Here is a 25,972-nt window from a genome sequence, read left to right on the forward strand (position 1 = left end):
ATGCGAGGGTAACGTTGATCGCCCAAACAGTCTCGGTGACGTGATGGGGTACTGTCTTTGTGCTCGCGCACAGTCGAGCGCCCTTTGCGCTGTGCCGCTGAACAACCGCTTTCCAGGAAAATAGCCCCATGTTCGAGTTGGATCATGACCTGGCGCAGGATATTGTCGATCGCACCATGGCAATCCTGCCTTACAACGTCAACGTCATGGACAGCCAGGGCCTGATCCTGGGCAGTGGCGAGCCGGAGCGCATCAATACCCGCCACGAAGGGGCGCAGCTGGTGCTGGCCAATGGTCGCGTGGTGGAAATCGACGGCCAGACCGCCAAGCACCTCAAGGGGGTGCAGCCGGGCATCAACCTGCCATTGCTGCATGACCAGCGCCTGATCGGTGTGCTGGGGATTACCGGCGAACCCGAAGGGCTGCGCACCTACGCCGAGCTGGTGCGCATGACCGCTGAAATGCTGGTGAGCCATCGCCACCAGCAAGCCGAACAGCAATGGCGCCGGCAGCGCTGTGATGATCTGCTCGCGTTGTTGCTGGCCGACAGTGGCGACTCACCACGGCTGGTGGACGAAGCCCAACAGTTGGGGCTCAAGCCGCAGATGCCCCGTACGCCGTACCTGTTCGAGCTGGGGCCGGGGCAATCGGCCGAAGCCTTGAGTGCCTGGCTGGGCAGTCGCTACCCGGACAGTTGGTGTGTCAGCTCGGCGCAGTTCTCGCTGTTGTGGTGTCGGCCGGCAACCGTGCCGGTAGACAACCCGCGCCTGTTGGAAAAACTCGATGGCCAGGGCTGGAACATCCTGCGTGTAGCCGTGGGCGGGCAGGCCGATGGCTTGGCCGGGTTGCGTCGTTGCTACCGACGTGTCAGCGATCTGCTGGCCTACGGCCGGGATGTACTGCCTCAGTCACGCCTGCTGACCCTCAACCGTTATCGCCTGCCGGTGATGCTCTGGCGTCATCGCAACGATGATGCCCTGGACGAATTGCTCAACCCGCTGCGCAAAGTCCTGGCCAAGGACGGCAACGGCCAGTTGCTCGCCACCTTGCGCAGTTGGTGCGAACACGATGGCCAAAGCCAGGCGTGCGCCGATGCCCTGGGCATCCATCGCAACAGTTTGCGTTATCGCATGGAGCGTATCGCCGAACTCAGCGGGGCCGACCCCCTGACACTGGACGGCATGCTCGCCCTCTACCTGGGCGTACAGCTGTTACCCCAGGCTTTGTCGGAATGAACAACAAAGCTCATCCACACTTGTGCATCGGACCGGCGTCATCCCCGCAGACAACTGGCAGCATGGGCGTTATAAAAACCGGAGAAAGCCCATGAAAATCATCATCGCCCCCGACTCGTTCAAGGACAGCCTGAGTGCTGAAGGCGTTGCCCAGGCCATTGCCGAAGGGCTGGCCGAGGTCTGGCCGGATGCGCAATGTGTCCAGTGTCCGATGGCGGATGGCGGTGAAGGGACGGTGGATGCGGTACTCGCCGCCTGCAACGGCGAACTGCGCCGCCAATGGGTGCGGGGCCCGCTGGGCGGCACGGTCGAGGCACGCTGGGGCTGGTTGGCAGCCAGCCACACCGCGATGATCGAAATGGCCGAAGCGAGCGGCCTGCAACGGGTACCGCCAGGGCAGCGCGACGCATGCTCCAGCACCACCTACGGCACCGGCGAGCTGATCCGTGCCGCCTTGGACCTGGGGGCCCGCCGTATCATCCTGGCGATTGGCGGTAGCGCCACCAATGACGCGGGCGCCGGCGCCATGCAGGCCCTTGGCGTGCAACTGCTCGATGACCAACAGCAACCACTGCCCGCCGGCGGCCTGGCGTTGGCGCGCCTGGCGCACCTCAACCTGGAGCGGTTGGACCCGCGCCTGGCGCAGGTGCAATTTGAAATCGCGGCGGATGTGAACAACCCACTGTGTGGCCCCCAGGGCGCCTCGGCTATTTTCGGCCCGCAAAAGGGCGCCGATCCCGCGCAGGTCCAACAGCTGGATGCAGCCCTCGGCCACTTCGCCGACCACTGCGCCAGGGTGCTGCCCAAGGATGTGCGCGACGAGCCCGGCAGCGGCGCCGCCGGTGGCCTGGGCTTTGCCGCCAAGGCGTTTCTAGGCGCACAGTTTCGGGCCGGCGTTGAAGTGGTGGCCGAACTGGTGGGCCTGGACGCTGCCGTACGCGGCGCCGACCTGGTGATCACCGGCGAAGGCCGCTTCGACGCCCAGACCCTGCGCGGTAAAACCCCCTTTGGCGTGGCCCGTATCGCCCAGCGGCACCAGGTGCCTGTGATCGTGATCGCCGGCACCCTGGGCGATGGCTATGAACAGATGTACGCCCATGGCGTGGCGGCTGCGTTCGCCTTGCCGAACGGGCCGATGAGCCTGGAGCAGGCCTGCGCCGAGGCGCCGCGTTTGTTGCGCGAGCGAGCGGCGGATGTTGCGCGGGTGTGGCGAACCGCTTCCGGCCGCTGACGCCATGCACTGAACATGGGACAATCCGCGCCTTTCAGACACGGAGAGTCCCCATGCTACGCCCCGCATTACTGGCCTTGTCGCTGGCCGGCGCCACCTTTCCAGCCTTCGCCCAACCGCCCGCCGAAACCGTGCCCTTGCTGCGGGAAATCAAGCAATGGGTGATCGGCTGCGACAACCTGCGCAATTGCCATGCCCTCAGTGCGCCCAGCGGCGTCGACGAAGAGGACTACAGCTCCCTGACCTTGCACATCTGGCATCAGGCCGGCCCGCAGGGGTATCTGCGTTTGCGTTTTGATCATCGTGGTGAGGCGGTAGATCTTTCTACATTGCTGTTGGATGGTCAGCCTCTGGGCCTGGAGTTGACGCAGGCATTGCACGTGGAGCTGGACGATGAGGGCGAAGACCCCCAGGTTCAGTCCTACGGCGTGATCGATGAAGCGCCGGCTCGCCTCTGGTTGCAGCGGTTGCGCAACGGTCAGCGTTTGCAGGTGCCGGGAGATGAAAGCGCGCATGTATCGCTCAGCGGGCTGAGCGCTTCGCTGCTGTTGATGGATGCAGTGCAAGGTCGCCTGGATACCGTCACCGCACTGGCGCGGCCGGGCAAAGGGGCGGCGAGTGAAGTACCGGCGCGTTTGCCGCTACCGCTATTGCGCAAGTTCCCGGCTGCGCCACCGCTGACTGCACAGGAGCAGGCCGGCTTGGCGGCCGCCGCCGTGAAAGCCATCACGCAGACCGATACCGAGATGGCGCCGCAGGCTGAAGTCGGCGCGCTGAGTGCGGCTCAAGCCATGAGCGTGGTGCGCTATGACTGCGCCGCCTACAACTGCGAGTTCGATGTCACCAGCCGCCAGCGCCAGGCGCCTTACGGCGAAACCCCACTGACCCTGCAACCCTTGCCGTTGGACGGCGCGGCGCTGCAAGGCTCGGTCGGGTATGACGAAGCCACTGGCACGTTGAGCTATTTCTACAAACAGCGTGGGATTGGGGATTGCGGTGCTGGCGGCGTCTGGGTGTATGACGGCAAGGGCTTCCAGCTCAGCGAATTCAAGATGATGCCGCGCTGTACCGGCGTGGGTTATGGCGATTGGCCGTCGCTCTGGTCGAGCGCTCCAGCGCGCTAGCCAGCCGGCGGGTTGGGCCTCTACACTGGCTGGCCACGTGTCTTTCAAAGGATGAAACACAATGCACGCACCTGAACCCCACATCGTGATCCAGCGCTTTACCGAAGCCCATCTGGAAGGCGTCACTGCGCTGTATAACGACCCGGCCGTGTGCCGTCAGGTGCTGCAAATGCCTTTCCAATCCGTGGAGGCCTGGCGCAAGCGTCTGGTGATGGACAACGAACGGCGGCTGCAACTGGTGGCGGTGCATGGCGGTGAGGTCATCGGCAACCTCGGCATGGAGCAGAATGCCCGCGTTCGCCAAAGCCACATCGCCGGCTTGGGCATGGGGGTCGCTACCGCCTGGCAGGGCAAAGGTGTGGGTTCGAAGCTATTGAGCGCTGCGTTGGAAGTGGCTGACAACTGGATGAACCTGCGCCGCGTCGAATTGACGGTGTATGCCGACAACGAAGCCGCTCACGCGCTCTATCGCAAGTTCGGCTTCGAGGTCGAGGGCTGCCTGCGCGATTACGGTGTGCGCGATGGGGTGTTTGTCGACGCGCTGAGCATGGCGCGCCTGCGCAAAGGAGCGGACAATGGGTAACCTGTGGCGAGGGAGCTTGCTCCCGCTGGACTGCGTAGCAGGCCCAGTCGTTTCAAACCAAAAGCTGGGGCCGCTTTGCGACCCAGCGGGAGCAAGCTCCCTCGCCACAGGGACAATGTTCATCCTTAATTGAGCTCGCCCCCTCCCGCAGTTGACTTCAGATGGCTTGGATTACTGTCGATGGCCTTGGCTTAGTCCTGTAAAGCAAACGCCACCGCCGCCCGCGCATGCAGCTCGGTGCTGTCCAGCAGTGGCAGGTTGCTGTGTTCGGGCTGGATCAGCAGGCAGATCTCGGTGCACCCCAGGATGATGGCCTGGGCACCTCGCGCGGCGAGGCTGTCGATCACCCGTTGGTAGACCTGGCGGGAAGCTTCGCTGATCACCCCCACGCACAACTCTTCGTAGATGATCCGGTGCACGGCCTGGCGTTCGTCTGCATCAGGCACCAGCACGCTCAAACCCTGGGCGGCCAGGCGTGATTTGAGAAAATCCTGCTCCATGGTGAACGCCGTACCCAGCAAGCCCACGGTCAGGGTGCCCGCCGCAAGGGCTGCGGCCGCGGTGGCATCGGCGATATGCAGGAACGGAATCGACACTGCGGCCTCGATGCGCGGCGCCACCAAATGCATGGTATTGGTACACAGCACCACGCAATCGGCGCCGCCGGCCTGCAGGCGGCGCGCCGCGTCTTGCAGAATCACTGCGGTGTCATCCCAACGCCCGGCATGCTGGGCTTGTTCCACCGGGCCGAAGTCCACGCTGTACATCAACAACTGCGCCGAGCGCAGTGGGCCGAGCTGGTCGCGCACGCTCTGGTTGATGATGCGGTAATACTCGGCGCTGGATTCCCAGCTCATGCCGCCGATAAGGCCAATGGTGCGCATGCGATGCTCCTGACGAGGAATGTCGCGTTACCTTACCCACCGCTCGTGGATTAGTCATACGCAGTTGCCTGCGAAATGACCGGTGCAGTTCACCTCTCAAGCGCAATAGCGCGTTTCTACCACTGCGGCAAAACTTGCCGGCAGAAACCCTGGTTTGCGCAAAGTTGGCTATACCTACAGCTCAATATTCCGGTGATGACCGACAGGGAGTTCAATGATGAAGTCAAGGCTAATGATCAGCACGCTGTGCATCGCCTCGCTCGCAATGGCAGGCTGCGCGAGCAAGGTCACCCAACCCGACGAGTACTCGGGGTTTCTATCGGACTACAGTCAGCTCAAGGAAGCCAAGTCGCCTTCGGGCGCTGAAGTGATGCGCTGGGTCGACCCTAATCTGAACCTGCGCAACTACACGGCGGTATTTGTCGAGCCGACCCAGTTTTACCCCAAGCCCCAGGCAACCACTAAAATCCCGCAAGGCACCCTGGACGGCATCAATGCCTACTACAACCAGGCGCTCAAGCGTGAGCTGGTCAAGTCGTTGCCGCTGGCGAGTGCGCCGGGGCCTGGGGTGATTGTGGTGCGTGCCGCCATCACCGCCGTAAGCAGCAAGACCGAAAGCCTCAAGCCTTACGAATACGTCCCCGTGGCCCTGTTGGCGGCGGCCGTGAGTACCGGCGCCGGCATCCGCGATCAGGAAACCACCCTGGGCACCGAAGCGCAGTTCCTCGATGGTGGCAATGGCAAGGTGCTCGCCCAAGTGGTGCGCAAAGGCACCGGCAAGCCCCTGTCCAATGATTCCCAGGTCATGAAGGCCGATGATGTGAAAAGTGTGATCGATGCCTGGGCTTCGGATCTGCATCAATCCTATGCCAAGTTCAAACACTGATTATTGCGTGCAAGCAGGAGCGAGCAGGCTCGCTCCTGTACAACCCGTTACTTGAGGGGCGTCAAGGGTGGGAGTTTCCATTGACCGTTACCCACCTCAGGTTTGGGCAGGTAAATGCGCAGCACCGCATAAAACGGACCGGGTGGCGCCGGCAGCCAATTGCTCTGTTCGGCCTTCGGCGGCTCGTGGTGTTGCAGCGCCAGGGTCAGGCCGCCATCGGCGTCGAGCTTGAGGTTGGGCAACATCTGCGAATTGATCAGGTAGCGCTTCTTGTGGTTGGGCACCAGCAGTTTGGTTTTGGCGTCGTACATGGTCAGCGACCAGAACGCATCGGCCGGCGGCAGTTGGTCCTTGGCAAAATGCACGGTGTAGCTGTGGCGCGCCCCGTTGGCGGGTTTGCCTTCGCTGTCGACGTAGTAGGTCAGGTAAGTGGCTTCGTCGCTTGAGTTGCCGAAAATCTCCAGGTTGGCCCCGGCATAGCGGTACAAATAGTTGTTTTTCAGACGATCACGGCTGCCGAACAGGTCGCTGCTGGAGACTTGTTGGGTGTCGAGCTTGTCTTTCTTGAACGCTGCAAACTCTGCCTTGGCATCGGCGATCCCTTCTTCCAGGGCCTTGCGCTGTTCAGCGCTGAGTTGGTTGACCTTGAACGGTGCGCCCGGCGCAATGCCGATCTTGGCAAAACGCGCCAACAGGTCTTTTTCGCTGTCCTGGGGCGCGGCGAAGCTGAGCATGAAGTTCAGGTAACGGAACAGCTGCGGGCTGTCGGTCATGGTTGCCATCGGCTTGGGCCATTCGATCTTGGCCACTTTGGCCGGAGCGGGCTGCTTCACATAGCTGCTCAGCGGCTGCACTTTATAACCGCTCTGGATCTGCTTGACCTTGGCCAGGTCTTTTTCATCGAACAACTGCGTGCGGTACAGGGCGTAGGCGATGTTGCTTTCGCTGTAGATCACGCGATCGATGTCGACCGGTTGCTGACCTTTCCAGTCAGGCCCGGCGATCATGAAGTGCCCGCCATTGTTGCCGGTGCTGCGGGTGCCCAGGTAGGCGATGTTCTGCGTGTAGAGGTCGATCAACTGTACCGAGTAGTAGCGGTTGTCTTCGATCTTGGGCAGTGTCAGCACCAGGGGTTCTTTGCGCAGGTCCATCCAGACGAAGGAGTAGGGCGTGTCCGAGTTCGGGGTCGTGAACGCAGTGTCCTTGGGCGTGAACAGCTGGGCGCTGTTACCGATGTGATTGAACGGGGCCTTGAAATTGGTGCCGCCTTTATCAACGGCCTGGGTGTAGAGCGTCTTGTACATCTCCACCACCGGGTAGCCGTACAAGTAGGCCTCCTTGGCGATGGCCCGGGCTTCGGTCGGGGTCGCCGTGAAGTCGGCCCAGGCACCGGTGCTCATGAATATCGAGAGGCTCGCCAACAGCAGGCGCGTCGGTTTTCCAATCATGTAGTTGCGTCCTTCCTGAGTGCTTTTTCAAGGGCGTGGGATTAAAACGCCGAGTTTCCAGTTTTATTCGCCGGACGTCACGTTAATCCCTGCAAACAAGTTGAACTGTCAGTGTGATAACGGCGTGGCGCAGATGTGCAGGTTAGCAGACGGCTCCAGGTTCAGAGGGGCCGTGCTGTTTGTCCTGGGGAAGGAGGGCTACGCGGCGGGCAACATCGATTTGACTTTGTCGCGCAGTTGATCGATCGAGAACGGTTTACCGATGACTTGCATCCCTTCGGGAACGTCGATGTTTTCGGCATAACCACTGGCAAACAGAATTGGCAGGGTGGGGCGGAGCTGACGCACTTGGGTCGCCAATTCCTTGCCGTCCATGTCGGGCAGGCCGACATCGGTCATCATCAGGTGGATGGCTTTGTCGGTGTTGACCACGGCCAGCGCTTCGCCGGCATCAGCGGCCTCCAGTACACAGAACTCCAACTCTTCAAGCACATCGACAATCAACATGCGCACGATGGCGTCGTCTTCGACTACAAGGATGGTGGAGGCAGGGGACGGCATAGTGAACATTCCTGAAAGTAAAGGTGCAGAGGCCAGGTAGGGCTGAGGCAACTCAACTAATGAGTAGTCACAATGCCAGCAAGTTCCGAAAAACTTAATGGCACTGTGACTTTAGGCAGGCAGGATGCCTCGGCGCTTGATGGTTTACAACGTAACGCTGGAAAGTTCTCTGACCGCATCCGGGTTGATGCCGGGTCGATTATTCACATGGCCGGGATCAAATGTACTAATGCTGTAGGCGCGTTTACCCGTCAGCGTGCGACGCGTGTTGTGTAATGCTGCGGATTGGCCGCTGTTGAGCAATTCCTCCATGCCTTTTTCCATCGACTGCAAGTTTTCGAATTTGACCAGGCCGGCGTTGGGGTCGAAAAAAAACCACTCAGGCTTACCGTTTTTGATCCGCACCCCAGCCAGCATCGCGTGATCCACAGTACCGATCCTGATAGTCATCGACTTTCCAGACGTGAGCATTTTTTCGATGATCTCGTCGTACCCGACTTCTACCTGCCCGCCGAAATGGAAGGCACTGGGTTTTTTCACCGCATCTTGCAGGTCGCGCAAATGCGTGGCGAATCGTGTGTGGGCGGTCGTTGAAGGGTTGCCGCTCACTTTGAGCAGGTTCTTCACAAACTGCTCTTCGCTGCCCAGATGGAGCGCCAGCGCCATGGCATAGGATATGCCGGCGCACTCACCGACAGAGGGCAAGTCAACGTGTGCGTTGTAATGGGCCTGTGAAAAGGGCAGTACCGACACCCCTGGCCCCGTCACATCATGGCGCAGTAACGCGCTGGTGTATTCACCGTCCCTGATATAGGCAAGTTTCAGTTCCCGGCTGAGGATGCCCAGCTCACGTGGCAGTCGCCCCTGTGCTTCCGCCAGTTTCCTGAGTTGTGAACTGCCCATTCCATCGCGATACCCAGGCAGCTCCTGCAGGCGTCCAGTCAAATATCCCTGATTGAAGGCCGGTCTGTTTTGCGCTGTCCGTGCGTTAAGGATGTTGTTGTGCAGTTTTAAATACGCAGGTTCGTTAGCCGTCCCAGTCAAGGCATGCAGCTCAGGTGCTCCGCGTGGGGAAAAACCGTCGATGGGCAGGCCATAGGGTTTATTGGCGACGGGATCATAGGGGTACCAGTGATCATTTTTCAGGACGGCAATACCTTCGGTCTCGATCCCACCCACCTTGTATGTGCCGATCAAGGTCGGCCCATGCTCCTTGCTGGCAGCCTTCAATAAGTCATAGCCACCGCTCGCGCCCCTCAGGTGATTGAGCCATTCGACGCTCTTGGAGAACCCGCTGCCGATCAAGCGGGTGGTACCCACCGCCGCATCGCCCAGGCCGCTCAAAGGATTGAGTGAACTGAAGGTGGCCATCCCGATGACCTTGACCGTACGCGCCACCTTGGTGGCGGTTGCGGCGGCAGTGCCGGCGATCTTGATAACCTTGCCGGCGGTGCCCACGCCGGCGGTCAAGACGCCGAACAGGTCCATGCCCAGGTCGAACAAACCTTCGCCGATATGCCCTTTGCGAAAGTGATTGAACGCCGCGCGAAAGGGGATCAGGTCCAGTATGGCCTCGCTGACCGCTTCGCCGCGCCTGCGATTGTTATCGGCGGTGGTGAGGCCGCGGGCCTGTTGTTTGATCGCCTCGTTATCCAGGTCGACATGCTGCACGAAGGCGTCAGCGATCAGGCCCGTGCGCTCGGAATTGAAGCTGTCGGGTGGCGATTGATTCGGGCGCTGTTGCGCCTCTCGACGGGCAGCGTCGTCACCCTTGGCGATAAAGGCTTGTGTTTCGTGCACGACACTGGCGTCCCGACGGCTCTGGGCGCTTGCCCGCGACGGCCGGATCGGTGTTATCGCACCTTTGTTAAAGCTGATCGCGTAGGCCCTGGTCACCCCGTCGCGCTCGACCTCGACGAGCAGTTCCTCATTTCTGGGGTGTGGCGTGGTCCCGGTAAACCCCTTGCCCAAGCTGTGTGAATGCTCCTGGAAGAAGCTGATCTTGCCGTATTCGAGATCTTCGCGTATCGCCAGGGGCGCCTGGCTGACCAAGTGCCTGACGTAAGTATTGATGGCGGCCTTTTTTTGCTGGACGGCGCCGGCGAACTGCGCCTCGAAGGCGTCGGCCACGCCAAACCGAGGGTTGGCATTCAAGGCCGCCAGCGGCATGCGCGTGTCGTCAGAGGTGAGGACGCAGTCAGCGTCCGGCCAGTCCATCATGGCGATGTCCAGCATCGAGTGGGGCCCGACCTCGATCGTCCGATAGCCGACGCCGCCATCGGCTGTGGTTTCCCTGCGGCTGATGTGGAGCTGTTTTTCCTCGAACAGGGCCTGTTGCTCGGGGAAGCGTTTTTTCAGCTCGGCCAGCGCCATCTCTCGACGCGACGGAATTTGCGCATCCAAGGCTTGCGTGGCGGCGCTGGTCAGCGCTCTGCGTGCATTGAATTCACCGAGCAGGGCGGTGAGCTCATCAGCGCTATAGTGTTGATCATCTTTCCTGGCCAGCACCCCGTTGGCCACGCCCCAATCCACCAGGATTTCCCGTTGCACGCGCAGGGTCACGGCCGGGTCGGCCGCACTCGCGCTCCGCGCCGCGAACATGACTTCGGTATACGTCATGTTCGCGACCCTGCCGGGCGTCTGCGCCTCGAGGGTGGCCGCCGCGATCATCAGGTCGACACAGGCAGGGCTGCCATAGGTGACGCTGGCCGGGATGCCCTTGATCAGCAAGGCCGGTACGCGATTGGCCAGCAACAGATGCGCGGCGACGCCGGCCATGGCCGCGCTGGTCTTTGCCTGCGTGACCAGATGCTGTTCAAGACCATCGACCAGCGTGGACAGCGGCTTGCCCCAGTGCTTGTCATGGGCCAGATCAAAGCCTGCGACAACGTTGCGATGCGGTGTGGTGATGGATTCCGGGGCCAGTTGCAAGATCACGGCGGCGAGCAGGTAGTCCATCGTGCTGCTGTCGGTGGCGACGCCCTGCAGGGTTTCGCGCAGTGTTTCGCCGAGTAATCGCCCTTCGGGTGAACTGATCAGGGCCTCCAGCGCTTTGGCCGGATCATTCAGCAGCCCTGCGGGGAGCGGCGTGCGAACTCGCAAGAACTCCAGCAACAGGCCCTTGGTCTGCATCACTTGCGGTTGTTGGCCATGGGGGGCGACATGGCTCATGGCGATGCGCCGGACGCGTTGCTGTTGATCGGCGCTCAGCGGCACAGGCCACGACAGCGCGCCGCCCAGGTTGCCCAACGGATGCACTTGGCCACGGCCGATAACGGCGTCCGAGAGGCCGTCGAGCGCGAAATGGCGGTCAGGTAAAGGCAAGCCGAGACTGTGGATGAAAGCCTCAAGGGTGATGTGCCGGCCGGCATCCTGAGGAGGATGTGAGTCAGGATCAAGCAGCATCGATGTGCTTTTCAGCGCTGCCAATATCACCGGTGCGGTGGCGTCCGCGCCCAGTTGCCTGGCCAGTTGACTGAGCGCTTCGCCCAAGGTGATGAGGTTTCGTTTATCGGCCAGGGCGGTTTTAAGGTTGGGCTTGGGGTTGGCGACCGCGTTGCCGGGTGTAGGCGCAGGCGTAGGGGCGGGTACTAGTGTGGGAAGCGTCGGGATTGCGCGTGGCAGGTGGTGAACAGAGCTTGTCATCTGGGAGCACCTTTATGGGAATGAAGTGGCGCCTTTGCGGTGGAGCCTCCCTGTTCACAGGCGCATCTCTAGGTGGAGTGCTTGAGCACCGACGTTCCCGTGCCCGGCGCAGTGAAGTGTGAAAAGAAGTAAGGCGATCGACTCCCGCTCTTGGTTGGCAGGTCGGACGTTTTAACCCGCTCTGTCATCCTTTTCGTCGTTATGCGGTAGAAAAATGGCGTTCCCGGGCAACTTTGGGGCAAACTCCGTTTTTTTCCGCATTTGGCAAAGGCATGCCCATGACTCCTGCATCGTCCGTCGATGAAAAGAGCTTTCGTCACCTATTGAGCCGAAACGTCGCGCTGCCCTTGGGCGTGGGCGTGCTCAGCGCCGTGTTCTTCGTGTGTCTGATCAGCTATTTGTTGTCCGTCATTCAATGGGTGGAGCACACCGACCGGGTCATCAACAACCTCAACGAGACGTCCAAGCTGACCGTTGACCTGGAAACCGGCATGCGCGGCTTTCTGATCACCGGCGACGAGCACTTCCTCGACCCCTATGAGGTGGCCAAGCCCCGGATCATTGCCGACCTGCGCAACCTCCAGGAACTGGTGTCGGACAACCCGCAACAGGTGGACCGCCTCAAGCGCCTGGAAGCCCTGCAGATTGAGTGGAACCAATACGCCCAGTCGATGATTGAAATGCAGCGCGCCAGCGGTGATTACCGAAGCGCAGTGAAGGCGGGCCGGGGTAAACGCCTGACCGATGAAATCCGTCAGGAATACGACAACGCGGTGGCGATGGAGCAGCAGTTCCGTATCGCGCGCAATGAAGATGTCACCCGTACGACCGTGACCAGTGTCACGCTGTACCTGATCTTCGTACTTGGCCTGAGCGGTTTTCTGGCGTACATCGGTCGCAAGAATCTTGTCGCTTTATCAAACAGTTACAACGCAAACCTCGCGTCGCAACAGAAGATTGCGCGGCGCCTGGAGCAACAAGCCTGGCTGCGCAGCGGCCAGACCGAGCTGGCTGAACAGGTACTCGGTCAACTGACCCTGAATATGCTGGGGCGCAATATTCTGCAGTTCTTTGCCCAATACATGGGCTCAGTGGTCGCCGCGCTGTACGTGCGCGAAGAACACGGTGGCCTCAAGCGTGTGGCCACCTATGGCTTTTCGCGTGAACAGGAACAGCAGGAACAATCGATCTACAGCGACGAAGGCATCGTGGGGCAGGCGGCCCAGCAGGATCGCCTGATTCGCCTGGATGATGTGCCGGTGGACTACTTCAAGGTCAGCTCGGGTCTGGGCGATGGCCCCACCCGTAGCGTGCTGGTAGCGCCGACCAGCAATGACGATCGCGTCAACGGGGTGATCGAACTGGGTTTCCTGCGCCCATTGGACGAGCGCGACATCGAGCTGCTGGAGCTGATCGCCGACAATATCGGCACCTCCATCGAAGCCGCCCGCTACCGCCAGCGCTTGCAGGAGGTGTTGGCCGAAACCCAGCAGCTCAATGAAGAACTGCAAGTGCAGCAGGAAGAACTCAAGACCGCCAACGAAGAGCTGGAAGAGCAGTCACGGATTCTCAAGGAGTCCCAGGCCCACCTGGAAACCCAGCAGGCCGAGCTGGAGCAGACCAACGAGCAGTTGGCCGCACAGACCCAGACCCTGGCCGACCAGCGCGACGCCATGGACCGCAAGAACATCGAGCTCAACCAGGCGCAGGCGGCACTGGAGGACCGCGCCGACGAGTTGCAGCGCTCCAGCCGATACAAGTCCGAATTCCTCGCCAACATGTCTCACGAACTGCGCACTCCGCTGAACAGTTCGCTGATCCTGGCCAAGCTGCTGGCCGAGAACCCCCAGGAAAACCTCAGCGCCGAACAGGTCAAGTTTGCCGAGTCGATCTATTCGGCCGGCAATGACCTGCTCAACCTGATCAATGACATCCTGGACATTTCCAAGGTGGAAGCCGGCAAGTTGGAAGTGCGTCCCGAAAGTTCCAGCGTCCCGCGCCTGGTCGATGGCCTGCGTGCCATGTTTGAACCCTTGGCGGCGGATCGAAAGCTGGGCTTTCAGGCGCAGATACTCGAAGGTGCGCCGGCGCTGCTGTTCACCGACCGCCAGCGCTTGGAGCAAATCCTCAAGAACCTGCTGTCCAACGCGATCAAGTTCACCGAGCAGGGTGAGGTGAGCCTGTCGGTTTCCCAGGCGCCGGGGGAGAGCATTGCCTTTACCGTGCGCGATTCGGGCATCGGTATTGCCCCGGACCAGCAGGAAAGCATCTTCGAAGCCTTCCGCCAGGCCGACGGCACCACCAACCGTCGTTACGGCGGTACGGGCCTGGGCCTTTCGATTTCCCGCGACCTGGCCACCTTGCTGGGCGGTTATATCACCGTGACCAGTGAGCCCGGCAAGGGCAGTGTGTTCACCCTGGTGTTGCCGCAGCAATACGTGGAACGTACGCAAGACAGCCCGCCGATCGAGGCGCCGCGCCAGGTCGTGGCAGCACCTGCGCCGGCCCCGGTCAGGATTTCCCCGCTGCCGGTGGCCGACACCGAGCAGATTCCGCGCTTCGCCGATGACCGCGACAAAGCCCCGTTTGCCACGCGTTGTATTCTGGTGGTGGAAGATGAGCCGAACTTCGCTCGTATCCTGTTCGACCTGGCCCACGAGCTGGGCTACCACTGCCTGGTGGCACACGGCGCGGACGAAGGCTACAGCCTGGCCGAGGAATACATTCCGGATGCGATCCTGCTGGACATGCGCCTGCCGGACCATTCCGGGCTGACGGTGCTGCAGCGCCTCAAGGAACACGCCAACACCCGCCACATCCCGGTGCATGTGATTTCCGTGGAAGACCGCGTCGAGGCCGCCATGCATATGGGCGCCATCGGTTATGCCGTCAAGCCTACGACTCGCGAGGAGCTCAAGGACGTGTTTGCGCGCCTGGAAGCCAAGCTGACCCAGAAGGTCAAGCGGGTGCTGCTGGTGGAAGACGATGATCTGCAGCGCGACAGCATTGCCCGCCTGATCGGCGACGATGACATCGAGATCACCGACGTCGGCTACGCCCAGGCGGCACTCGACCTGCTGCGCACCAATATCTACGACTGCATGATCATCGACCTGAAGCTGCCGGACATGCATGGCAACGAGTTGCTCAAGCGCATGGCCACCGAGGACATCTGCTCGTTCCCGCCGGTGATCGTCTACACCGGGCGTAACCTGACCCGCGATGAAGAAGCTGAACTGCGCAAATACTCGCGCTCGATCATCATCAAGGGCGCACGCTCGCCGGAACGCCTGCTGGATGAAGTCACACTCTTTCTGCACAAAGTCGAATCGCAGTTGTCCCATGACCGCCAGAAGATGCTCAAGACGGCGCGTAGCCGCGACAAGGTGTTCGAGGGGCGCAAAATCCTGCTGGTGGACGATGATGTGCGCAACATCTTCGCCCTGACCAGTGCCCTGGAACACAAGGGCGCGGTGGTGGTGATCGGGCGTAACGGCCATGAGGCCATCGACAAGCTCAATGAAGTCGAGGATATCGACCTGGTGCTGATGGACGTGATGATGCCGGAAATGGACGGCTATGAGGCCACTGCCCTGATCCGCCAGGACCCGCGCTGGAAGAAACTGCCGATCATTGCCGTCACGGCCAAGGCGATGAAGGACGACCAGGAACGCTGTCTCGCAGCCGGGTCCAACGATTACCTGGCCAAGCCGATTGACCTGGATCGCCTGTTTTCCTTGATTCGCGTGTGGCTACCGAAGATGGAACGCATTTAAGTGGAGCAATGTTTTTTGGACAAAAGCAGCGATAGCGATATTGAGCTGCGCCTGCTGATCGAGGCGATTTACCTCAAGTACAGCTACGACTTTCGCGATTACTCGGGGGCATCGATCAAACGGCGCGTAGCCCACGCTTTGCACCAGCTCGACTGCGCGACCATTTCGGCATTGCAGGAGCGGGTGCTGCACGACCCTGCGGCGTTCATGCAATTGCTGCAGTTCCTGACAATTCCGGTGAGCGAGATGTTTCGCGACCCATCGCACTTCCTGGCCATCCGCCAGGAAGTGGTGCCGCTGCTCAAGACCTACCCCTCGATCAAGATCTGGATCGCTGGGTGCAGCACGGGCGAAGAGGTGTACTCCATGGCGATCCTGCTGCGTGAGGAGGGGCTGCTGGAGCGCACGATCATTTATGCCACCGATATCAACCCCGCCTCGCTGGATAAAGCCAAGCAGGGCATTTTCTCCCTGGAGAACGTGCGCGCCTATACGGCGAACTACCAGAAGGCCGGAGGGCAGCGGTCATTTGCCGACTACTACACCGCGGCCTACGATTACGCGATCTTCGACAAAACCCTGCGCGAGAACGTGACCTTTGCCGATCACAGTCTGGCGACCGATAGTGTATTCTCAGAAACGCAATTAATTTCATGTCGCAACGTACTGATTTACTTCAATAAAAAATTGCAGGATCGGGCGTTCGGGTTGTTCCATGAGTCGCTGTGTCATCGCGGCTTCCTGGTGCTGGGCAGCAAGGAAACCCTGGATTTTTCCGCCTACAGCAAACAATTCGAGCCGTTGGTCAAGCAAGAGCGGATCTACCGAAAATCATGAACGACGCTGCCGCAAACCCGGCTCACGGGATTGAAGCCATCGTCGTCGGCGCCTCCGCCGGCGGTGTGGAGGCGTTGCTGCATATTTTTGAGCCGTTGCCCCAGGATTTTGGCCTGCCGATCATTGCGGTACTGCACCTGCCGGATGAGCGACGCAGCCAGTTGGCTGAAGTGTTTGCACGGCGCCTGCGCATCCCGGTGCGCGAAGGGCGGGACAAAGAGACGCTGCAGGCGGGCACTTTGTATTTCGCAGGTCCCGGCTATCACCTGTCGGTGGAGCAGGACCGCAGCCTGTCGCTGAGCCAGGAAGACCGCGTGTTCTACTCCCGACCTTCGATCGACTTTCTGTTTTCTTCGGCCGCCGATGCCTATGGCAAAGGGCTACTGGCGATTTTGTTGACCGGCGCCAACCAGGACGGCGCAAGCGGGCTGGCCTACGTCAAGCAATCGGGCGGCACCACCGTGGTCCAGGACCCCAGGGACGCGCGGATTGCCGTGATGCCCCTGGCGGCCCTGGCACTGCATACACCTGACCATATTCTGACCTTGAGCCAAATAAGCTCATTGCTGGCTACCCTGGAAAATTCCTCATGTTAAGTACTATCCAGGCCAAACTGCTGATCGTTGACGATCTGCCGGAGAACCTGCTGGCCCTTGAAGCATTGATCAAGCGCGAGGACCGTCAGGTCTTCAAGGCCTTGAGCGCCGACGAAGCCTTGTCCCTGTTGCTGGAGCACGAGTTCGCCATGGCGATTCTCGACGTACAGATGCCCGGTATGAACGGTTTCGAGCTGGCTGAATTGATGCGCGGCACCGAAAAGACCAAGAACATCCCGATTGTGTTCGTCAGTGCCGCCGGCCGTGAGCTCAACTACGCCTTCACGGGTTATGAAAGCGGCGCCGTCGACTTCCTGCACAAGCCGCTGGATATCCACGCGGTGAAGAGCAAGGTCAATGTGTTTGTCGACCTTTACCGCCAGAGCAAGGCGATGAAGCTGCAAGTCGAAGAGCTGGAGCGCAGCCGACGCGAACAGGAGCTGCTGCTGGCGCGCCTGCAAGCGACCCAGGCGGAGTTGGAGCAGGCGGTGCGCATGCGCGATGACTTCATGTCGATCGTCGCCCACGAAGTCCGTACGCCCCTCAATGGGCTGATCCTGGAAACCCAGCTGCGCAAGATGCACCTGGCTCGCGACAATGCCGAGGCGTTCACCCTGGACAAGATGCACTCCATGGTCGACCGCGACGAGCGGCAGATCCGCAGCCTGATCCGCCTGATCGAAGACATGCTCGACGTGTCGCGTATCCGCACCGGCAAGCTCTCGATCCGCCCGGCGCGTTTCGACCTGGCCCGACTGGTCGGCAACCTGGTGGAAAACTTCGCGCCGCAGGTGGCGGCCGCCGGTTCGACGCTGCAATGGGCGAGTGAAGGGCCTGTCGAGGGCCACTGGGATGAGTTCCGCATCGAGCAGGTGATCACTAATCTACTGACCAACGCCTTGCGCTACGGGGCCAAGAGCCCGGTCGAGGTGCGCGTGTACACCGAGCATGGCGAGGCGCGGGTAGAGGTGCGCGACCATGGCATTGGTATCAGCGAAGAAAACCAGAAACGTATTTTCCAGCAGTTCGAACGCGTCTCGGCCAGCCAGGTAGCCGCCGGCCTTGGCCTGGGGCTGTTTATTTCCGAGCAGATCGTTACGGCCCACGGCGGTACTATCGAAGTGGAAAGCCGGATAGGCGAGGGCGCCTTGTTTCGCGTCTGCCTGCCCCTGGCGGCGTCGGTATGAAATCAATCGTCGCTTCGACGCAACCTCTGCGTGACCCCATGGTCGTAACAGCAGCAATTGACCGGACAAAGGCTTCCCATGAGTGAAGATGCGCAAGATGTCGTTCTGATCGTCGAGGACGACGAATCCATTATGTTCGTGCTGGGTGAATACCTGGCGGGCCTGGGCTATCGGGTCTTGAAGGCGAGCGATGGCGAGCAGGCTTTCGAGATCCTCGCGACCAAGCCGCACCTGGATCTGATGGTGACCGATTACCGCCTGCCGGGCGGGATTTCCGGGGTACAGATCGCCGAGCCCGCCATCAAGCTGCGGCCTGAACTGAAAGTGATCTTCATCAGTGGTTACCCGCAGGAAATCCTCGACTGCAACAGCCCGATCACGCGGAATGCACCGATCCTGGCCAAGCCGTTTGACCTCGATACCTTGCAGGAGCATATCCAGCACTTGCTGGCCTGATAAAAGGGCACGTCCCGTTACATCCTTCTGATCCCCAAACAGGAACCGTCTGACAGCCAGTGCCCAATAAGCGATGCCCTTGATGAGCGTTCCTTCGTCACGGGCGATGCTTATTTCTGTCAGAGGGTTCCCCATGTTTGCGTCTCCTGTTTCGTCGAATCAGCGCTTTGCCATTCCGACGCCTGTGACTTCCATAGCGGCCACGGGAGAACCGACATCGTTGCCTGAACCGGCGCCCGTAGCGGCCGGTGAACGGCGTCTGTTGCAGCTGTACATCAGCGGTATCCGGCAGGCCGTTGAAAAAAAGTCCAGCGCCGGGATGCTTCACGATATTCCTCAGGAGACGGCGTTCGGCGGGTGGTGGCAAGCGTTGTACAACGCCTCCCACAGCCCGATGTTCCTCGCCTGGGCCAAGGCGCTCAACATTGATACCACTCAGCCGATCACCGTTGATGGCGAGACCCTGACCGTGGTCATCAACGGCGAAAGCACACGGCTCCAACTCAAGGATCAGGCACCGCAGTGGCAGGCTGCGCTGGCACCAGTGATGGCGGCGATGAAAGCGTTCTACCCCTCAGCGGTGGATCTTCCGACCAGCCCCACATCGGCGCCGCTGATTATCGTTGCGCGCTTTCATGGCGAGGTGCTGCTGCCTCACTACAGCGCCCAGACCCTCGAACGGGCCACGCAGCTCGAGCACAACCAGGCGTTCGATACCCTCAAGCCCGGCGAGACATATGTGAGGCTTGAATATCAATCCCCGCAGTTGCTGCAACAGCAGAAGAACGACCTGGGCGACAGCATTAATCAGTTCAATTTGCTCAAACACTTGCAGCGCTACCGGGGCGAGGACGTCAACTATCTGTTGAACGGCTTTATGCCGATTCATCCCGATTCAACGTATGGGCAGTCTTCCGACCAGCCGGAGGCGACCCTGGCGGACGTGCTGGCTGCCGGCGGCTGGCAGGTTCCACAAAATCCGCAGCAGATGTACAACCTGATCCGTGCCCTGGCCGCCCCGGCATTGCCCGCTCCCCCCTACGGTAACTATGGCGGGGCGTTGGCATGGCCACAGCCGCTGTCCATTGAAGACCAGGCTGAGCTCTTCCGGATCATTGCCGAGAACAAGCCGCCGCTGCCGGGGCTGGACCCGGATTCGGCATTGGGCACCACCGATGTGCTGGGCGCCCTGGTGAAAAACGTACCGCGCAGTGTGCTCAATACCGGCGACCCCCATGCCGTGATGCAGTGGATCCTGAACTCGAGTGTCGGCAGGCAATTAGGCGCGCAGCTTAAAGCGCGCCTGGGCGAAGTGGCCGCGCACATGAGCCCAGAAGAAGTTTTGCTGACGGCCCTGGGCGTAACGCTCGACGCCGCCAGCCTGTCAGATCCCAAGGAGCCCGCAGAGCAATATGTGGCGGGATTCGACCTGGCGGCCCCGCAGTTCTACCGCCAGCCGGTTTCAGTGATCAAGCAACAGCTGATCAAACATCTGGTGGATACCAATAAAACCACGCCCGAGGCGGCACCGATTGCCGCGATGCTGCTGCTCAGCCGCAAGGCCCCGGAACTGCAGGTCAAGGGTGTTCCACCGGAGGTGACCTTCAACTCGTTCGCCTCGCTCAGCCTCAAGTCTGCCGTGGCGCGTATTGAAGCCACCAGCCCGGGTGCCAGCGCGCAGATGACCTTCACCGAGGTGGTCGAGTTTGATGCGACCGACCCGGTGCGCGAAGAGGATCAACTGATACAGGACCAGACCCAGCTGCCGGCGATTATCCAATGGGGCAGGGGGCATGGCCTGCTTGGCCCCCAAGGGCCCTACACCGAGCAGCAGATCAGCGCGACCCGGCAGGCTATCAGCGACCAGCAGAATGAGCTGGTCGAGGCGATCGAGGTCCTGGCCACGCCGGCCCCGACCCAGCGTTCAGTCGCACTGGCACGGCTCAAGCAAGAGTTTGGCGAGGGCATCGACTTCGAAGAGAAGACTATCCGTAGCAGCAGTGTGGCTTCGGGGGCGCATACGCTGTCTCCGGTACCGAGCGTGGAGCCCAAAGGTACTTACTCGTTATTGGACCTTTACTTGGAGGGGAAAACGAGGCGTTACGGCTGGACCTCATCCAATCCGAGGATCGACGCGGACGTGTTCAAGCGCATGAGCGAGCTGCCCGACCCGGGCCAGGAACACAAAGCCGCGTTCGACGAATATCGGGCCAAGCTGAGTAAAGCCTGGAGTACCGTGACCCGCACGATGATTGCCAATCTTGCTCCGCAAGATCGGAAGAATATCGAAAGCGGGACGTTGACGATTTATCGACCCGGTGTCTCGAGGCGCATCGTGGAGCGAGAGAGAACAAAGGAATGGAGGCACTACCAGCCCGAGCCACTCGAAGAGCGGGGCAAGCTGATTATAAAAACCGAGCATGAGGGCAAGGCGACTTATTACGAGTTCGACCCGCGCCATAATCGGGTGCAACGCCACGACGACTGGCAAGAAACCTTCAAGGAAGGGCTGCAAGAGCCCTACACAGTGGTTGGCGAGGTATTTGACGAGAAGACGGAGGACGCGCGCGAAATCACGCGGGTTGTGCCCGAGTCTGACGAGGAGGCCCGTCAGCAACAAGCCCGGCCTAACAGCAAATCAACTTCCAACGCTTTTTCCAGCAGCCGCAGCCAGTACCTCGGCAAGAAATTTGCGGACGAGATCATTGAGGGCTATCACCTTGATGACGTCCGGGAGAGCACCCTGGCGGTGACGACTTTCGACGAAGAAAAGGCGCAGGCGCATGCCGACTTCCAACGCATCATCGGTTTTTTTCCTGGCGTTTCGATGATCAGGAACTTGGTGAACGGTGATTACGTCGCGGCGGCAGGGGATATCATCTTCGATGTCGTGATGACAGCCACCACTGCGGGCATTGGCCGCGCGGGAGGTGGGGCCCTCAAAGGCGTTGCCAAGGATACAGTCCAGGCAGCCGCCAAAAGCTCCATCACGCCTGTACGCAAGATGTTCGGGCAATCATTGTTGATGGGGTTCGCCGATGGTGCGAAAACGGGCGCCAAGGCGGGCTCAAAATTGCTCACTGACGCCGTTCGACGCGTACGCACAGGTTTTTCCGGCAAAACCACGCAGTCAGGCGTACGCCTGACCCCGCAGCAGGCCAATGTGGTGTCCCAGCGTAGCGATCTGTTCGAGGGCACGGCTAAAGCCGCCGGCGCTGGAGGGTATTACCCGACCATTGCCAAGTTCGATTCAGGCTCCGGCAGGTGGTTTGCCTACAACCCAGCCACCAACAAGTCCTTCGGCAGACCCTTGGCGGATTTCAAGCCCACGACAACCACCCACCTGGACACCCAATGGCAGAACGTCACCCGCAAGGCGGAAAACGGTGCCCATGCCGCCGCGTTTCGCGAAGGCTACTTGAATGGCAACCCGGCCGATGTGCCTGGTTATTCAGCGGGCATGAAGTCGGCCCAAATCAAGAAGCTGGCTGTGAGCCAAAAACACACGCCCAAAAATCTCGGCATATTGGCGCGGCAACAGGAACGGGTAGCGGTGCAGTTTAGTTTGAAGGGCGTCGATGTGTTCAACAATGCTGTGCGTAGTGCGGGTGGCAGGGTCACGCCGATCTCGCAATTGTTTTATTTGAGCCAGGTGCAGCCTTTATCCCAAGGCCAGTGTGCAGCACTGTCCCATGTGATGATCGAGGCGATAAAACGGGGCAAGGGGCAGCAGTTCATCGACAACCTCTTTAAAGCGGCGGCCAATCCGAACAGCGCCGCTTCCAAGCGCTTTATCCAGACGGTCACGGGCATGCAAAGCCGGTTCGCCCAGCCGACTGCATTCCATGGCATATCCAATGTGCCCTCTAAACCCTTCAACGTGATAGCTGATGAGCTGGTCACGGCTCCCCAGACCAAATACATCCTGGTCAGTGATAAAGGCCACGCCATGGTCGTGGGGGTCAAGGTTGAAGGGGGGCAGCGTACTTACTTCTTCTTCGAGCCCAATTACGGTTTGGCTGAGTTTCCGACGCTGGGCAGCTTGCGCAAAGCAATGAATGACGTATTCACCAACAAGAACTTTCCCCGCCCCTATGCCAACACCGACCCCAGGTCCAAAGTGCTGCACCTCAATGTCAGTGAATACCGCAGCGACGCGCTGAGCAAAGTAGGTGTCGACTCCGACACCGTAGCCAGTCTGTTTATGACCCCACTCTAGACCCGGCGCGGCTTACCCCTGGGAACGCGCGTTGATCATCTCGCGTACCTTCGCCGTCAGCATATCGAAGGTGAACGGCTTGGTGATCAACTGCATCCCGGGGTCAAGAAACCCACCGCGCACCGCCGCATGCTCGGCATACCCGGTAATGAACAGTACCTTGAGCTCGGGCCTTATCTGCCGCCCGATCTCGGCCAACTGCCGGCCGTTCATGCCTGGCAAGCCGACATCGCTGATCATCAAGTCGATGCGTTGCTCCGACTCAATGATCGGCAACGCCGAGGGGGCGTCCCCGGCTTCGACATAGGCGTAGCCCAGTTCCTTGAGCACCGTACTGACCAGCACGCGGACCGCCGGGTCATCTTCGACAATCAACACGGTCTCTTCGGCACCGGCGAACGGCAGCAGTGCGGGGTCGGAGGCCTCGACCTGAGTGATTTCACCGTGGAAGCGTGGCAGGAACAAGCTGACGGTCGTGCCTTTATCGACCTCACTGTGAATCGTCACATGGCCACGGGATTGACGGGCAAACCCGTAAATCATCGACAACCCAAGGCCGGTGCCCTGGCCGATGGGCTTGGTCGTGAAAAACGGGTCAAACACCCGGCTCATCAGACCTTCTGGAATACCACACCCCGTGTCGCTGACGCTCAACTCCACATAGTCGCCTGGCTCCAACGTGCCATAGGCGGCGGTGAACACGCTGTCGAGATGCCGATTGCTGGTTTCCACCACCAGCCTGCCGCCCCCCGGCATGGCATCCCGCGCATTGATCACCAGGTTGAGCAGGGCACTTTCCAATTGGTTGGGGTCGGCTTCGGCGGTCCACAAATCATCGGCCAGGTGCATGTCCAGGGAGATGCTTTCGTTAACGCTGCGCTTGAGTAACTCCCCCATGGAACTCACCAATTGGTTGATTTGCACCGGTTTGGCGTCCAGGGACTGGCGACGGGAAAACGCCAGCAAGCGGTGAGTGAGGCTGGCTGCGCGGTTGGCCGAGGTGACCCCCAGGTCGATCAGGCTGTCGAGGTCATCCAGCTTGCCCCGCGCAACCCGCCTGCGCAGCATCTCCAGGCTGCCGATGATGCCGGTGAGCATGTTGTTGAAGTCATGGGCGATACCGCCCGTCAATTGGCCGACCGCTTCCATTTTCTGCGATTGCCGCAAGGCATCTTCGTTATGGCGTAACTGCGCGGTGCGTTCTTCTACCTGCTGTTCGAGGGACTCCAGGGTCGTTTGCAGTCGCTGCTGGCTGGTACTCAGTTCTATGAGCCGGTCACGCGCCTCATATTGCCGTCGCCGGCCGCGCAGGGCGGCGCTGACCAGACTGATCAAGGTCACCGGATGAAAGGGGCGCTCCAGGAAGGTAACGTTGCCCAGCAACTCACCCAGGTGCGCTGAGCCGTTGCGTTGATGACCGCCATGGTGGGTCATCAGCACAATCGGCAAATCAGACCACGCCGGTTGCCGGGCGAGGTAGTCCAGCAAGGGTGCCAGTTCGACTCCGCGCAGCGCTTCGGCGGCGATGATCAACAGCCCGGCGCCTTGTTCCAGCGCCTCGCACAGGGCACCCAGACTGTGGGCAACAATCCCGTCGTAGTGCGCCTCGTTGAGCATCTGCAACGCCAATGTACTGTCGCGGCCCAGCGGCGCCAGAATGATCGCGCGTTCCGAGACCGTTGAAGGGCCTGTCACTGCTCCTCATCCTCCAGCAGCGGCGCGGCGCTGCCCACATACGTGGGAATCCCGCGCAGCACACCTTGGAAGTTGTTCAGCGGGGCACCAATGGTCATGCCCTGTTTGCTGATGCGGTACTCACGAATGGTCGTCTCATGGGTGCCGGTCCTCTTCTTGATGACCGAGATAGCCCGACGCACCTCGCCCAGCGCTTCGAAGTAACGCAACAAAATAACGGTGTCGGCCAGGTAGGTAATATCCACCGGCGCCTGCATGTCCCCAACCAGGCCATGTTGGGCGATGGTGATGAAGGTCGCCGCGCCTCGGCGATTGAGGTACAGCAACAATTCATGCATGTGCAGGATCAGCGCGTTTTCTTCCGGCATCGCCGCCTGATAGCCGTTCAGGCTGTCGATCACTACCGTCTTGATGCCATGCTCGTCCACGCAACGCCGTACGCGATGAGAGAACTCCCCGGGTGCCAGTTCAGCGGCGTCCACCTGTTCGATCAGCAGGTTGCCGGTCGCTTGCAGTGCTTCAAGGTCAATGTTCAGCTTGCGCATGCGCTCGAGCAGCAGCCCCAGTTCCTCATCGAAAATAAACAGCGCCGCCTTCTCGCCGCGGGCCACTGCTGCCGTGGCGAAAATAAACGAGATCAGCGACTTACCGGTACCGGCGGGGCCGAGAATCAGGCTGCTGGAGCCGGTTTCAATACCGCCGCCGAGCAACGCATCGAGTTCCTGGATGCCGCTGGTCAAGGTCTCGCGCAAGTAGCCGGCGCGGTGCTCGGCAGCCACCAACCGGGGAAATACATGCACACCGCCTTCCATGATGGTGAAATCATGAAAACCGCCGCGATACTTCTGGCCACGGTACTTCATCACGCGCACGCGCCGGCGTTCGGCGCCATAGCTGGGAGTCAGCTCTTCCAGGCGGATCACCCCGTGGGCCACGCTGTGCACGGTCTTGTCCAGCGCCTCGGTGGTCAGGTCGTCGAGCAGCAGGACCGTGGTGTCATAGCGTACGAAGTAATGCTTGATTGCCAGGATCTGCCGGCGATAACGCAACGAGCTTTGCGCCAGCAGGCGGATCTCCGACAGGCTGTCGATCACCACCCGGCTCGGTTTGACACGCTCGACCACCTCGAAGATCTGCCGGGTGGCCTCGCCCAGCTCCAGGTCGGAGGAATACAGCAGGCTCTGTTGGTGCTCGGCATTGAGCAGGCTTTCGGGTGGGGTCAGCTCGAAAATATGAATGTTGTCATCCAGGTGCCATCCATGGGATTCGGCGCCCTGGCGCAACTCGCGCTCGGTTTCGGAAAGGGTGATGTACAGCGAACGCTCGCCGTTTTTCGCACCGGCTTGCAGAAATTGCAGGGCAACGGTGGTCTTTCCGGTACCGGGTTCGCCTTCCAGCAGGAACAGGTGGCTACGCGAGAGCCCGCCGACAAGAATGTCATCAAGACCTTCGATGCCGGTGGCCGCCTTTTCACTGAACTGCGTATTGGATGTAGACAAGAAGTGCCCTCAGGTCACGTACAAGTAGGTGCGCGCTGCTTTGAGCGCGCCATATTTACTTGACCGTAGCGGCCCCGTGGCGGTTCAACGTTTTGCGTTTTTTGTGCTAC

Annotated in this window: 17 protein-coding genes; 11 read left to right on the forward strand and 6 right to left on the reverse strand. The window is 60.5% G+C overall.

Annotation, left to right across the window (positions count from 1 at the left end; translation table 11 throughout):
* Positions 1–128: 128 nt before the first annotated feature.
* From ACQRBT_RS22255 to ACQRBT_RS22270, 4 genes are all read left to right on the forward strand, one after another.
* The gene (locus ACQRBT_RS22255; RefSeq protein ID WP_412046082.1) at positions 129–1,235 is read left to right on the forward strand and encodes a sugar diacid recognition domain-containing protein; all 1,107 of its coding nucleotides are present in this window, start codon (positions 129–131) and stop codon (positions 1,233–1,235) included.
* A gap of 91 nt (positions 1,236–1,326) precedes the next feature.
* Positions 1,327–2,466 carry a glycerate kinase gene (locus tag ACQRBT_RS22260; protein WP_412046081.1) on the forward strand — a complete coding sequence of 380 codons (1,140 nt, stop codon included), beginning with the start codon at positions 1,327–1,329 and terminating at the stop codon, positions 2,464–2,466.
* 53 nt (positions 2,467–2,519) lie between these two features.
* A complete protein-coding gene (locus ACQRBT_RS22265; protein WP_412046080.1) occupies positions 2,520–3,590 on the forward strand; it encodes a DUF1176 domain-containing protein in 1,071 nt (356 codons plus the stop codon).
* Positions 3,591–3,651: 61 nt separating this feature from the next.
* The gene (locus tag ACQRBT_RS22270; protein ID WP_060752989.1) at positions 3,652–4,173 is read left to right on the forward strand and encodes a GNAT family N-acetyltransferase; all 522 of its coding nucleotides are present in this window, start codon (positions 3,652–3,654) and stop codon (positions 4,171–4,173) included.
* Positions 4,174–4,364: 191 nt separating this feature from the next.
* On the opposite strand, the gene ACQRBT_RS22275 is transcribed toward ACQRBT_RS22270, so the two are convergent.
* Entirely contained in the window at positions 4,365–5,057 is a 693-nt protein-coding gene (locus ACQRBT_RS22275) for an aspartate/glutamate racemase family protein (RefSeq protein WP_060752990.1), read from the reverse strand.
* 217 nt (positions 5,058–5,274) lie between these two features.
* Here ACQRBT_RS22275 and ACQRBT_RS22280 point away from each other — a divergent pair, with 217 nt between their 5' ends.
* Positions 5,275–5,943 carry a DUF3313 domain-containing protein gene (locus tag ACQRBT_RS22280; RefSeq protein WP_198761270.1) on the forward strand — a complete coding sequence of 223 codons (669 nt, stop codon included), beginning with the start codon at positions 5,275–5,277 and terminating at the stop codon, positions 5,941–5,943.
* Between the two features lie 47 nt (positions 5,944–5,990).
* Here the strand turns inward: ACQRBT_RS22280 and ACQRBT_RS22285 are convergent, their stop codons facing one another.
* The 3 genes from ACQRBT_RS22285 to ACQRBT_RS22295 all read right to left on the reverse strand — a co-directional run bounded on the left by ACQRBT_RS22285 (position 5,991) and on the right by ACQRBT_RS22295 (position 11,597).
* Positions 5,991–7,391 carry a DUF1254 domain-containing protein gene (locus tag ACQRBT_RS22285; RefSeq protein WP_060752992.1) on the reverse strand — a complete coding sequence of 467 codons (1,401 nt, stop codon included), beginning with the start codon at positions 7,389–7,391 and terminating at the stop codon, positions 5,991–5,993.
* A 198-nt stretch (positions 7,392–7,589) separates the two neighbouring features.
* Positions 7,590–7,952 carry a response regulator gene (locus tag ACQRBT_RS22290; RefSeq protein WP_060752993.1) on the reverse strand — a complete coding sequence of 121 codons (363 nt, stop codon included), beginning with the start codon at positions 7,950–7,952 and terminating at the stop codon, positions 7,590–7,592.
* Between the two features lie 144 nt (positions 7,953–8,096).
* Positions 8,097–11,597 carry a hypothetical protein gene (locus ACQRBT_RS22295; protein WP_412046079.1) on the reverse strand — a complete coding sequence of 1,167 codons (3,501 nt, stop codon included), beginning with the start codon at positions 11,595–11,597 and terminating at the stop codon, positions 8,097–8,099.
* A gap of 278 nt (positions 11,598–11,875) precedes the next feature.
* Here ACQRBT_RS22295 and ACQRBT_RS22300 point away from each other — a divergent pair, with 278 nt between their 5' ends.
* The 6 genes from ACQRBT_RS22300 (at position 11,876) to ACQRBT_RS22325 (ending at position 22,668) form a co-directional block, all read left to right on the forward strand.
* Positions 11,876–15,373 (forward strand): response regulator, encoded by a 3,498-nt coding sequence (locus tag ACQRBT_RS22300; RefSeq protein WP_412046078.1) that lies wholly within the window; start codon positions 11,876–11,878, stop codon positions 15,371–15,373.
* A complete protein-coding gene (locus ACQRBT_RS22305) occupies positions 15,374–16,210 on the forward strand; it encodes a CheR family methyltransferase (RefSeq protein WP_060752996.1) in 837 nt (278 codons plus the stop codon). It begins immediately after the preceding gene.
* Positions 16,207–16,806: a chemotaxis protein CheB gene (locus ACQRBT_RS22310; protein WP_412046077.1), complete on the forward strand. Its 600-nt coding sequence runs from the start codon at positions 16,207–16,209 to the stop codon at positions 16,804–16,806. Before ACQRBT_RS22305 ends, ACQRBT_RS22310 begins: the two co-directional genes overlap by 4 nt.
* A complete protein-coding gene (locus tag ACQRBT_RS22315; protein WP_412046076.1) occupies positions 16,800–17,993 on the forward strand; it encodes a hybrid sensor histidine kinase/response regulator in 1,194 nt (397 codons plus the stop codon). Before ACQRBT_RS22310 ends, ACQRBT_RS22315 begins: the two co-directional genes overlap by 7 nt.
* A gap of 78 nt (positions 17,994–18,071) precedes the next feature.
* On the forward strand, positions 18,072–18,449 hold the full coding sequence (locus tag ACQRBT_RS22320; protein WP_060752999.1) for a response regulator: 378 nt from the start codon (positions 18,072–18,074) through the stop codon (positions 18,447–18,449).
* 133 nt (positions 18,450–18,582) lie between these two features.
* The gene (locus tag ACQRBT_RS22325; RefSeq protein WP_412046075.1) at positions 18,583–22,668 is read left to right on the forward strand and encodes a hypothetical protein; all 4,086 of its coding nucleotides are present in this window, start codon (positions 18,583–18,585) and stop codon (positions 22,666–22,668) included.
* 12 nt (positions 22,669–22,680) lie between these two features.
* Here the strand turns inward: ACQRBT_RS22325 and ACQRBT_RS22330 are convergent, their stop codons facing one another.
* Both ACQRBT_RS22330 and ACQRBT_RS22335 read right to left on the reverse strand, forming a co-directional pair.
* Complete coding sequence (locus ACQRBT_RS22330) at positions 22,681–24,363, reverse strand: ATP-binding protein (protein ID WP_412046074.1); 1,683 nt, start codon at positions 24,361–24,363, stop codon at positions 22,681–22,683.
* The gene (locus tag ACQRBT_RS22335) at positions 24,360–25,862 is read right to left on the reverse strand and encodes an ATPase domain-containing protein (protein ID WP_412046073.1); all 1,503 of its coding nucleotides are present in this window, start codon (positions 25,860–25,862) and stop codon (positions 24,360–24,362) included. The genes ACQRBT_RS22330 and ACQRBT_RS22335 overlap by 4 nt, the downstream gene beginning before the upstream one ends.
* Between the last annotated feature and the right edge of the window lie 110 nt (positions 25,863–25,972).

The organism is Pseudomonas sp. R19M, assembly GCF_050312585.1.
GTDB classification, from domain to species: domain Bacteria; phylum Pseudomonadota; class Gammaproteobacteria; order Pseudomonadales; family Pseudomonadaceae; genus Aquipseudomonas; species Aquipseudomonas palleroniana.

What these genes read in the sequence shown, in the direction of transcription:
- ACQRBT_RS22255 (WP_412046082.1), top strand. Translation starts at nt 129, where the DNA reads ATGTTCGAGTTGGATCATGACCTGGCGCAGGATATTGTCGATCGCACC.
- ACQRBT_RS22260 (WP_412046081.1), top strand. Translation starts at nt 1,327, where the DNA reads ATGAAAATCATCATCGCCCCCGACTCGTTCAAGGACAGCCTGAGTGCT.
- ACQRBT_RS22265 (WP_412046080.1), top strand. Translation starts at nt 2,520, where the DNA reads ATGCTACGCCCCGCATTACTGGCCTTGTCGCTGGCCGGCGCCACCTTT.
- ACQRBT_RS22270 (WP_060752989.1), top strand. Translation starts at nt 3,652, where the DNA reads ATGCACGCACCTGAACCCCACATCGTGATCCAGCGCTTTACCGAAGCC.
- ACQRBT_RS22275 (WP_060752990.1), bottom strand. Translation starts at nt 5,057, where the DNA reads ATGCGCACCATTGGCCTTATCGGCGGCATGAGCTGGGAATCCAGCGCC.
- ACQRBT_RS22280 (WP_198761270.1), top strand. Translation starts at nt 5,275, where the DNA reads ATGAAGTCAAGGCTAATGATCAGCACGCTGTGCATCGCCTCGCTCGCA.
- ACQRBT_RS22285 (WP_060752992.1), bottom strand. Translation starts at nt 7,391, where the DNA reads ATGATTGGAAAACCGACGCGCCTGCTGTTGGCGAGCCTCTCGATATTC.
- ACQRBT_RS22290 (WP_060752993.1), bottom strand. Translation starts at nt 7,952, where the DNA reads ATGCCGTCCCCTGCCTCCACCATCCTTGTAGTCGAAGACGACGCCATC.
- ACQRBT_RS22295 (WP_412046079.1), bottom strand. Translation starts at nt 11,597, where the DNA reads ATGACAAGCTCTGTTCACCACCTGCCACGCGCAATCCCGACGCTTCCC.
- ACQRBT_RS22300 (WP_412046078.1), top strand. Translation starts at nt 11,876, where the DNA reads ATGACTCCTGCATCGTCCGTCGATGAAAAGAGCTTTCGTCACCTATTG.
- ACQRBT_RS22310 (WP_412046077.1), top strand. Translation starts at nt 16,207, where the DNA reads ATGAACGACGCTGCCGCAAACCCGGCTCACGGGATTGAAGCCATCGTC.
- ACQRBT_RS22315 (WP_412046076.1), top strand. Translation starts at nt 16,800, where the DNA reads ATGTTAAGTACTATCCAGGCCAAACTGCTGATCGTTGACGATCTGCCG.
- ACQRBT_RS22320 (WP_060752999.1), top strand. Translation starts at nt 18,072, where the DNA reads ATGAGTGAAGATGCGCAAGATGTCGTTCTGATCGTCGAGGACGACGAA.
- ACQRBT_RS22325 (WP_412046075.1), top strand. Translation starts at nt 18,583, where the DNA reads ATGTTTGCGTCTCCTGTTTCGTCGAATCAGCGCTTTGCCATTCCGACG.